The 10,145-nt window shown below is 53.7% G+C and carries 9 protein-coding genes and 2 pseudogenes; 4 read left to right on the top strand and 7 right to left on the bottom strand.

Features of this window, described 5'->3' with window-relative positions; translation table 11 throughout:
- Positions 1-98: 98 nt before the first annotated feature.
- Positions 99-392, top strand: a pseudogene (locus KDX37_RS28180) (helix-turn-helix domain-containing protein); the annotation flags it as partial.
- A 174-nt stretch (positions 393-566) separates the two neighbouring features.
- On the opposite strand, the gene xopAH reads toward KDX37_RS28180, so the two are convergent.
- From xopAH to KDX37_RS28150, 6 genes are all read right to left on the bottom strand, one after another.
- Positions 567-1,529: a XopAH/AvrB family type III secretion system effector gene (gene xopAH, locus KDX37_RS28175; protein ID WP_264759417.1), complete on the bottom strand. Its 963-nt coding sequence runs from the start codon at positions 1,527-1,529 to the stop codon at positions 567-569.
- Positions 1,530-2,170: 641 nt separating this feature from the next.
- A complete protein-coding gene (locus tag KDX37_RS28170) occupies positions 2,171-3,484 on the bottom strand; it encodes a replication initiation protein (protein ID WP_231656480.1) in 1,314 nt (437 codons plus the stop codon).
- A gap of 560 nt (positions 3,485-4,044) precedes the next feature.
- On the bottom strand, positions 4,045-4,398 hold the full coding sequence (locus KDX37_RS28165) for a hypothetical protein (RefSeq protein WP_231656479.1): 354 nt from the start codon (positions 4,396-4,398) through the stop codon (positions 4,045-4,047).
- The gene (locus KDX37_RS28160; RefSeq protein WP_231656478.1) at positions 4,389-5,039 is read right to left on the bottom strand and encodes an AAA family ATPase; all 651 of its coding nucleotides are present in this window, start codon (positions 5,037-5,039) and stop codon (positions 4,389-4,391) included. Before KDX37_RS28160 ends, KDX37_RS28165 begins: the two co-directional genes overlap by 10 nt.
- Before the next feature lie 130 nt (positions 5,040-5,169).
- Complete coding sequence (locus tag KDX37_RS28155) at positions 5,170-7,473, bottom strand: LPD7 domain-containing protein (protein WP_319941727.1); 2,304 nt, start codon at positions 7,471-7,473, stop codon at positions 5,170-5,172.
- A gap of 29 nt (positions 7,474-7,502) precedes the next feature.
- Entirely contained in the window at positions 7,503-7,922 is a 420-nt protein-coding gene (locus KDX37_RS28150) for a hypothetical protein (protein WP_231656482.1), read from the bottom strand.
- On the opposite strand from KDX37_RS28150, the gene KDX37_RS28145 reads away from it, so the two are divergent.
- Together KDX37_RS28145 and KDX37_RS29940 are read left to right on the top strand one after the other, a co-directional pair.
- Complete coding sequence (locus KDX37_RS28145; protein WP_231656484.1) at positions 7,921-8,280, top strand: hypothetical protein; 360 nt, start codon at positions 7,921-7,923, stop codon at positions 8,278-8,280. The genes KDX37_RS28150 and KDX37_RS28145 overlap by 2 nt on opposite strands.
- A 192-nt stretch (positions 8,281-8,472) precedes the next feature.
- Positions 8,473-8,706 carry a hypothetical protein gene (locus tag KDX37_RS29940; RefSeq protein ID WP_406643464.1) on the top strand — a complete coding sequence of 78 codons (234 nt, stop codon included), beginning with the start codon at positions 8,473-8,475 and terminating at the stop codon, positions 8,704-8,706.
- Between the two features lie 202 nt (positions 8,707-8,908).
- Here the strand turns inward: KDX37_RS29940 and KDX37_RS28135 are convergent, their stop codons facing one another.
- Positions 8,909-9,634 (bottom strand): plasmid mobilization protein, encoded by a 726-nt coding sequence (locus KDX37_RS28135; RefSeq protein ID WP_231656477.1) that lies wholly within the window; start codon positions 9,632-9,634, stop codon positions 8,909-8,911.
- Between the two features lie 214 nt (positions 9,635-9,848).
- Between KDX37_RS28135 and KDX37_RS29580 the strand changes: the two are divergent.
- Positions 9,849-10,145: pseudogene (locus KDX37_RS29580) on the top strand (hypothetical protein); the annotation flags it as partial.

Below are 10,145 nucleotides of genomic sequence, written 5' to 3'. Positions count from 1 at the left end.
GTAAGGCATCAGCGTCTTCCTACCCATCGCTATGAAGGCATGACGCCTCCTTCCATAGCGTCAGCTTGATGCATAGGCATTTTGAAATTCCTATGCATGAACAGGGACTAGACGGTTTGATCGATAAGCCTGGCCGCGGACGTAAGTCATTCTTGCCGCCAGACGCTATGGCTCGAGTACTTGAAAAAGTGGTTCAACCTCGTATTGGCCAGCCTCGCTGGAGCTGCCGAAGCATGGCGCAAGTCGCGGGTATTTCTCAGGCCAGCGTCCAGCGTATATGGGCTGCCAATGACATAAAGCCGCACCTGACTCGTACGTTCAAGCTGTCCAACGATCCCAACTTCGAAGAGAAATTCTGGGACGTCATCGGGTTGTATCTGGACCCGTCAGACTAGGGCTGGTTTCTGTATTTCCTGACGGATCGCCGTCAACTTCTAGGACCTCAATCTAACAGGAATCACGCTAGCGTACGATTTTTTCCGTTATTTCTATTTGCCCCGAGGCCATTTCGATTGCAGGTCGTCACACATAGGCATTTTGAAATTCCTATGCATCGAGCTTTCAGATCAGCGATCAAAAAAGTTATTGTAGTGCCTAACGAACGCCTCACGAGAAGTGGTCATCGCTTCTAGATCTGCTACTATGCCGTGTCTCATAGGCGGTAACTCCATACCTCGCGCCATTGCTATGGCACGGACAGAGAACTCAGTTTTTGCTGCACTGCCCCTATGATCAGGCATAGCATTAGCAACCCACCAATGTATTTCACCTAATATACTTAAAGCTTGTGAATCGGAAACGCTCGCATCCAACGCTTGATTATAAAGTTCTTCTACATGAGCAAGCACTTCTGGCACATCGGCAGAAAAAGTGTGCCTTATATAGAAAGGCTCGCCAGCTTCAAGGTGCCTTAGAGCAGAGTATCTACTATCATATCTATTCGCATCAGGGTCTGCACTTACCACAACAGTTGAGAGAGTTATAGGCTTACCATCTATCTCGTCTCGCAGAGGAAACTCCTGCATTGGAACGCCCTCAACATCCTCGGAAAATTCACCATCCTCTCGATTTCTGTAACGATCAAGAATGTAAGCATATTGATTTGCCAGAGGCGTTGTCGGATTGTGATTGTAAGTTGGGTATCGCTCGCTTTCCTCGCCAAAAGTTTCGTAGTCTCCGCCAGCAGCTTCGCTTCTCCAGCGCTGTGCCAAGGCCCACAATTGGCTAAATGCTTGAACTTGACCCGAAGCAATGCCAGCACCTGCGTGGCGAGACGCATCGAAGAAGGAACGACCATATTCCATCTGATGAGGAAGATGGTCCTGGTTATACTGAGGATCGGGCCAGCGAGCTACGCCAATTAACGATTGCTGATAATACGTTAAGCCGGTTTGTGCTGGAGGGCCCGATAATTCACCATAACGAGCTGACCTAAGATGCGATGTTCTAGCGGTAGCAGGCTCCGCGTCAGGTGAAGAGTAATGACGGGAAGGAGACATTACCTGAGGTTTCGATGAGATACATCCCATTTTCCATTCCTTAAAATTAGGTGTTGCCGGCCTTAAAGAAATCGTTTCTAAAGTAGCGATTGAGGGTTGCTCGGCCCTGTACCCAGGAGTCAGTCAGCGAAGCTAAGGAGCCGCTGATTTATTCGATTTTCGTCCCGCCAGCAACGCTCTGAAGTACTTGATTTATCACGGGGCAACAGCTGGGTTTCAGAATAAATCAGTCCCTCCCTAAGGCAAGGCAAAAAAAGGCACGGTAGCGGAATCTACTGGTTGTAGATGAAAATCCCTACCGTGCTCGCGCACGAGCCTGCTTTTAACGCAGCATCACCGATGAGCGGCTACTTTTAGTGCAGAGCCTAATAACTGAGTCGCCACAAGGTCGTAATCAGTTCCCGTTGGCCGAAACGCCGGTACGTGAAGCCCTGACAGGGGGAAGGTGCGTCCGCACCTAGGCTGCGCGGTGAAATAACCTGCATGAACGCTTGCTTATAGGGATTTTCACTGCAGAAGTAACGCATCAGCGTCTGCCTACGCATCGCTATGAAGGTATGACGCCTCCTTCCATAGCGTCAGCCTGATGCATAGGCATTTTGAAATTCCTATGCATGGACGAGGATCTGGCTCGGCTGTAGCCGTTGAAATCGACAAAACCAAAGTCCTCATCATGAGCCATCCTCATGTTCTCTTTCTAGCGACTGTCCGGCTTGCAGCCCCTCTGGGACCGCAGATATCTGATGTACACCATATGACACACTTTGATCATGGTCCGTAATGCCCTGGCTTTTCAGCGCCGATTCGGCTTTGAGAGGTCGCGTTTGTTCGCGCTTGTTTACCGCTGGCACAGGAACATCGCTGACCTTGAGCACACTTATAGGGGCAGGCTTGGTCACCTCAGTCAGGATGTGTGCGTACCTGCCAACAGTGCTTGCAGAAACGCCGGCGAGCGTGGCAATTGCAGAGCGTGCCAACGTCTTGCCTTGAACCTGTAGCTGCCTGCACGCGGCGCGGATCTTCGATTCTGTGGCTTTGTGCCGGAGTTCATGGGTCCGCTTGGCCGCAAGGCTTTGCCGCTCAGTGAGCGACAAGTTGCCATCGAGCTGCATTGCCCCTCGGTGGCAACGGCGATCACCTGTGTAACGATCCCACGTCCAGCGGCCTACGGATTTGACCGTGGCGCGAATAGACGACAGGGGGAGGTTTTCCGAAAAACCCTGTTTTAGAAAGTTGTTGTGGTTGTAGGCATACGCATCGAGCGAGCGCATAAACGACTCAAACGAACCCAGCTCTCGCTCGCGATTGACGATGCTGTACGCAAAATAACGCAGCTGCTCAAACAGGATGCAGTGCCGCGAATGGCTGACCTGGTCAAGCTTGGGACCGGTGGCCCATGGCTTGACGGTCAACTCCACCGCGCTCGCCAGTTCGCCCAGTTCGTACACGTGGCTATGAAATTCGGTCGTCTCCCACCATGGGTGGCCGGGTGTTTTGGCCACGGGGCCACCGTGGTAGTCCACATCGGCATCGAGGCGAGCTGCAAACGCGGCATAGATCGCTTTCATGTACTGAATCGGTTTGGTCCGTGCATTCTCGGTGGTGCATACGGAAGGCACGGCATAGAACAGCTGGGAGTGGCCGCTCTTGCGGTTGCGCACCATCAGGTTCGGCGCGGGCAACCCGGCATCGTCCCAGGCCAAGGCGTTGGCATGGTCCAGGTCGAACACCAGCCAAGACACCATGCCAGCACGATTGACTTGCATATAGGGGTAACGCAGGGCGTATTCACGTGGACGAACGCGGGTGGCGGTTTTGTCGTCACTGCACCGCGCCATGTAAGGCGCTTCCAGCAATAACCGGTTGAGCGCAGTGCCCTCTTCAAAGAAGCGGGCCGGAGGCATGTGGGTGCTGATGGCCAGCGGATCTGCATTCGCCTTGGGTGAGGTCGCGAGAGGAAGGCTGAGCGCGTTGTCGTGGTTCATCCTTCACCGCCATGGCCAGCAGGTTGGCCAACGGCGTGAAAGGGAGTGACACAAGGGATCAACTTGGGGGGTAGGGTGCGGTCATTGACGAAGCACAACAACTGAAGAATCTTTTCCATAAGTCCACCGTTCAGCGGTGAACTGAAGGCTTCACTTTTGACGGCTTGCACAAAGCCGTAGTGAACGCCATAATCAGCTCACGTTATGTGTGTTGAACAGGTTTCCGCCTTCTCATAACGGCCTGTTCATGATTTTCCAAAAAGCCCCGGCGCCAACCGGGGCTTTTTGGTTTCTGCTATTTGGCTAAATCGTTAGAAATTTTCCCGTCTACGCTCATCCAAGCATGAAAAATATGGCATCCCAGCAACGGTGGGGAGGCAAAGTGGGTGAACACTATCACCCGAATTCCCCATCCGCAATGAAAATGCCATTTTTTACAGCTCGTATTGCACCAATTTTTTAACCTAGTACAAATGGTCATAGGCCTTGCAATACGTGGCTTTCAGCGATGTTAGTGATGTAATTTATGCAATGGTAATAACTTACGTAAGTTACTGCGCTTACTCGTCTTCCGTAAAATCTGTGATCGGCTCGGCATTAGATGCATTCTCAAGCAACGCAATCAGATCAGCCTTATCCAGCTCTTGGAGAGCCATGATTCCAGCCCTAATCACATCGGATCGAGATATGCGGAAGGTCCGGGGCAATAGAGAAATCTTATCTATCTGTCTGTTGACGTCTTTGGACAGGGAAAAAGTAGTGCGCACGAATGTAGGAGCTTTCTTACGCTTGCGCTTAGGCTCGGGGGTGGCACTAACAGGTGCAGCAGATATGAACGCCAGTGCGGCTTCATCGTTGGCCTCGGAAGACGGGGAGACCTCCTCAGGCTTACGAATCAAATCTTTCAATCCCATTTTGCAGCCCCCCAAAGCTCTGCTGCCAACGTCTCTATTTCTTCTTTAGCACGTGCGTCGGAGTTGCTCTCTAAAACCGAACATCCGTCCTCATCCGCATCGTCGTAGACATTGCGAGCTGTAGTAATAGCGTCAAGAGGTCGAATGCCGAAGGAGCGGCATGCTTCTTTGGCATCCAGTATCCGCTGTATCTGGCTTGGAAGGGCTGGGCATTGCGTGATCACTGCACGTACATTCAATGCTGGATTTACAGCTGTTGCCAGCCGCGCCAAGTTATCAACCTTGGGAAGGGTTTTGAGATCTCGGCGCTTGGGGCGGAAAGGGATCAACATATGGGTCGCTACCGTCATTGCTGACCGCAGAGCTTCCGAGTCAGATCCTCCAGCATCGACCACAATTTGCCTGTACCGGCCACGTAAGTCTGTCAGTGTTTGACGAATATTGCCGTGGGCTTGCACAACGGGAATTGCAGGGAGGTCCCCTTGAGCAGACCGTTCAGCAGCCCAATCTGCAGTCGTGCCCTGTGGGTCTGCATCTAGAAGCAGGACATCACCTCCGCGAGCCTGCAACCAAACGGCCAGATTTTGAGCAAGACAGCTTTTGCCGCTGCCGCCTTTTTCACCACCTAAAAGTAAGATCATGAGCTGCCTTGTGTAATGATTATTGAAGTGACATAACTTACATAAGTTACTGATATTTTGCTACTAGGAATCTATTGATGCGTCGGAACGGCTCCCACCTCCAGACAAGGAGGTGGGTTCTCAAAACGGCTCAGTCCACACTCATGCCGTCATCTTCATCCGGTGATGACAGCTCCGGTGTGCCTGCTGCGGCGGCCTGCCCTTTGGGCGTGGTTTCGGCCACTTCCCGCTCAGGCGCGGTGGGCTGCGCTGACCATTCTCGGCGGTTGACCAATTTGTCCGACACAGTGCCATCCTCCTCAATGACCTGCACCATGACAGGCCGGGTTCCTAGGTCATGTAAACGCACCTGGTCGCCTTGTTTAAGATTTGAATGGTCCATGGCATCTTCCAGCCCCACCCCCCATACCGTGCGGGGTTTACCCCCCTCGGGCTTGAGAGTCACGAAGTAGCTCAACTGATTGGTGTCCTTGTGCTGATACGGTGCTTGCCCGTGCTCGATCAGCTCACCTTCGATGACCTTGATCTTGGGCGAGGTGGCCTGCCCGGATGCCGCTTGAGGTGCAGGATATAAACGGGCTTCAACTTGGTTGACGATGCCAACCGCAGTGGCCGTGATTCGGTCGAGGTCCTCGACCGAATCAGGCCAGCTCTCGACCTGCTTGTAAGCTGTTTCAAGGCTGCTTTTGAACGCTTCGCGGTAGCTATCGTTTTCCATGTAAGACGTCAGCATGGCAACGGCTTCAGGGGTCTTGTCGTCAGTCGCAATAATCCAGATGGCGTGGTCTTCGCCTCGCAAGCCCATGACGACATCAGAAGCCTTCACGTCAGCCTCGGACATCGGGAAATCCCGACGCCATTGTGCTTCACGCCTGACTAGCTCGCTGGGGCTCTGCAAGTCCGGGTCGCTGGCAGGTGCAGGCTTCGCGGCGTCCGAACTCACTGGCTCGGACGTGGCATCTGAAGGCGTTGGCACACTGGTCTGCGCTTCAGCCGCGGCCGTTGCGGTGGAATCTATAGCAGGCTTGGCACGCTGAGCCCGCCATTGCACAAATGCCTCGTCGCCTTTGGGCTGACCACGTTCCGGAATGCCTAGGGTAATAGCCACCAGCTCGACGAACGCAATGCGCTCAGACTCCGGCACGGAGTCCAGCTGCGCGGCGAGCGCCTGGCTAACCTGCTCAGCCGTCTTTCCTTCTCCATACAGCGCCTCGATGGGCACGGTAACGCCCAGACGATCCGCTTGGTCCCGCACATCCCGTGTTGAGTCGTCTACGTGCCGAGGCATGCCGTTGGCAGGGCCAATGCTCTGGCCACCACGTTCGATGTCCAGCTCTGCGCGGCGATCAGCCAGGCTTTGATTCATAGCCTTGTCGGAGAAATGCACGTCCAGGCCGTTCTTAGCCACCGCCTCGATCACCAGCTTTTTGAATTCGGCAGTGCCGTTGATCGTCAGTGTGCTGCCAAACCTTTCCCGGGCCAGCTGGAGGGCTACGGACACCCCGGCTTCGGTGATGCCCGTGCGGCGCATGGAAATGGTGGTACCCGTGTCTACAAACAAAGTCTTGTCGGTCTGTTTGTCCAGGTAATGCACGTTCTGACTGAACTTGGCCTTGCGCGTGTAAAGATCCTTGGCGCTGAGGTCGCGGGCCCGCTCACTGGCGGCGACTGGATCAACCTGTTTGGCGAAGCGATCCATGACCCGCTTCACCCGCTCACGCACGCCTTCAGGGCCAGGTCCCCTCGCGCCGCTGATGCTGAAGCCTGGGTCTTCTTTTTCATCGTCTAAGAGATTGCGTATAGCTGCACTGCCCATGAGATTTACCTCGATGTTGGGTTTCGGGTTGTGGAACTGTTCACGCGCTTTGAGCCGCTCGAACGTCAGCACGGAAACCAGCTGCGCTTTGTCCTGGCGGGTTAAGCGTTGATCGGAGAACACGGCGCGCCTGAGCGCGAAATACTGCTGATCGATCCGGCGTATGGCCCGGCGGTGGGCCGGAGCGATCTGGTTGTGCTGCACCTGCCGCGTGAAATACGCGGCCACCGTGGAGGCGTGTTTGTTAACGGTCAGGGCCTTGATCGAAGCCCGCTTGAACACCAGCGCCTTGTCTGCAGGTCGCTTGAGCGGATCGAACAGCATCCGGGCACGCTGCTCAATGTCAGCCACCGTCGCGACCCGGTGCGGGTTCTTGGCGTAAGGCGGGACAGCGCCAGGCCGCCATTGACGGGGAGGGCGGGGCTTGCCTGAACTCCGGGGCATGCGTCCCGCAGTAGATTGGACAGGCGTTGTCGTTGCAGCCGTTGCCTGGGGCAACTGGTCGGCCACCTGTGGGTGGCTGGATGATCGATAGAACACCAGCGCGTTGTCAGAAGGCCGCTTAAGCGGGTCAAACAGGCGTCGGCCCCGCTCCTCGATGTCAGCGATGGTGGCCACACGGTGGGGGTTCTGGGCATAAGGCGGGACTACACGTCCAGCTCGTACTCGGGTGTTTCGGGGTTTTCCAGCTCCGGCTCGTCGTCGGCCTGTTGCGCCTGCAGGCGTTGCTGCTCCCTTTGTTTCCTGAGAAACGGCGGCAGGTTGGCTTCCTCCTCTTCCTCGCTCAGCTGTGGACCCGGCCCGCCTTCCTCGTCCTCCTCCTGGTACAGATGATCGCAATCCAGTATCTCCTCCTGGTTGCGACTGTCCCACGTGAACGTGTGCATCACTGGGCAGTAACAACGCACCGTCACGGCTTCGGGTCGGTCCGGCTTGCCTGTGATCTGCCACATCGCTGACGGACAGGTCTTGCAAGCCATTGGCAGGCTCGGCAGTGCGTCGCCCCGTAGTTTGAGCAGGACTTCGCTGGTGATCTCTCTGTCGTTGCCCGCTGTGTACTGTGTCATGGGATTCTCCATAAGTTTGATAGAACCTGGCTTCGCGTTCGGCCAGCAGCCGAACACGATCTTCAGGGGAAGCTTCGGAATACGCTTTGCGAAACTTGGGGGTGGCCTTGTTGACGTACTTGATTTCCCTTGCGCGCTGCGGCCAGGCAAGCAAGCGTTCCTGGATCACACTGGCTTCAAGCGGTGGTTTTCTCAGTTCACGCCTGACAATGAAGTCATCCTGAAAGATGGTGTCTTTCAGGTTCGTGCCCTTTGCGTCACCCGGCAATTTGACCGAAATGTATTCGTTGTCCTTGCCTTCATTACGGATGCGTGTTTCACCGTGCTCAGCTACCAGGGCATAGAAATCGGCGCGTGAAGTTACGCCGCGCTCAATGACCTGCTTAACCAGCTCCTGTTTGAACTGGCGGTTCTTGCCGTAAAAGTCATCGCCTTTATAGCGAGACAAGACGCTGGCTGCGTCGGTGATGTCCGCACGCACATTCTCACGCGGAGAAGACAGTCCATACTTCTGATTGATGTGCTCCTGAAAAGCTTCAAAGTACTTCTCATGATTCTTATAAACATCGACCGGATTGGCTTCATTGCCGCTCAACAGGTTGATACGCGGAATGATGATATGAATGTGAGGCTTGCGTTCAATAACATCACCGGTCCTCCTGTCAGTGATCGTCTTCATTTTCGGCAAATGCGCTTCGGCATAAAAATTGAATTCTTCAGGCTTGTACGCATGCATAAAGAAGTTCTTGAAGTCGGTCGTCACTGCCTTGAGCAATTCAGGTGACACCGTGTCCTCTTTGAAACTTAGCGTGAATGTAAGGTAGCGATCTTGGCCATGGTCCGGGATACTTTCGTAGATAGCTCTAGTAACACTGAGCTGCCCTTCAATGATCAAACGATGGTCCAATTCATCACGTGTAAACTCCCGGCCCGACTTGTTACCTTGTTCTAAATACTCCTGTGCCCCGGTGTTATAGCCACTGACTCTAATCAGCACATTCTATACCTGCTAATAAAATCGTCTCGATGACCACCAGCGTTTCATACCATTTGTCTCTCACACTGTCGGTAATGAGGCCCCTGTCACTGGCTGATTTAGCGATATAAGCCAACTGCGAAATGTTGTTACCGGCTTTGTTGACAATGAATACTATTCTTCTCCTAAACCCGGTAAACTCTCTGAACACCGGAGTTGGATTTAAAATCAGCTCTCTAAAAAAGGTTGATGCAGAACATCCCGCCCGTTTGATCATGTCATCAAACTGGGTCATTTCGTCTTGGGTGAGTCGAAACCGGATGATATGAACTTTTTTTCCAGATACGTTAGGTGAACCACGGTTGCCGTTATGGACTGGCCTTGCCGGTTTCGGCGGGTCAATCTCGGACAACACGGTGAGCAACAGTTGTTGAATAGCAATCAGCTTATTAAGCCAGTGGAGATACTGCTTTTGATAAACGGTGCCGTTGTAAGGTGCCGAGTTTGCGGAGTAGGCAACTCGGTTTAGAGCATGTCCAGACTTTTCGAATACCTGCTGCATCCGCTTTTTGTCGATTGCGGACCGCTCGAAGGTAGGCGAACGGCTGATCACCAGGTCACGAAAGAATCGCGCTGGCTTCAGGCCGGATTGCGCTATGTCCTCGGCAAACCGAGCGAACTGTTCATCCGTAAAACGGCACGACACGGGGCACGACTTGTTCACTTTTACAGCCACAAGATCACCTCCTGGGGGCACCTGGATGACAACAACAACGACAACGCTTTCCCGCTCTGCGGGGTTTCAAAGGGGTATCCCCTTTGGCACGTCGATTGGATACGAAAAAGGCGAAGCTCTTTTTTGTAGACAATCGGTAACGTGCCTATTTAGCGAATTCGAGATAGGGGGTCAGCAGGGTGAACCTGCGGGTTACATCAGAATTGCATCAGAAATGCTCTGGATTACTTCAGATTTGCTCGGTGTTGCGTTTTTCTACATCAGTGATACGCTCGAATACGACAGTTTTACATCACATTTACATCACTTTGTACGCAGCAAGGGGCAAACCGTGGCTCAAGACATACAAAACCGGCGTGAGGCTCTGGCAGAACTGGCTCTGGACAGCAAAGCAAGGTCGTACACTGCGCAAATCCGCGACCTGTATGACGTGATCGAAAACGCCTTGGACTCTGGTGTGAGCAGGACGGTGATTCACCAGAAACTGGTGGATACCGGACTTGCGATCAGC

Source organism: Pseudomonas californiensis, assembly GCF_021147775.1.
Taxonomy (GTDB): domain Bacteria; phylum Pseudomonadota; class Gammaproteobacteria; order Pseudomonadales; family Pseudomonadaceae; genus Aquipseudomonas; species Aquipseudomonas californiensis.
The sequence above is the reverse complement of the archived record's forward strand: the minus strand, read 5'-3'. Positions and strand labels throughout refer to the sequence as shown.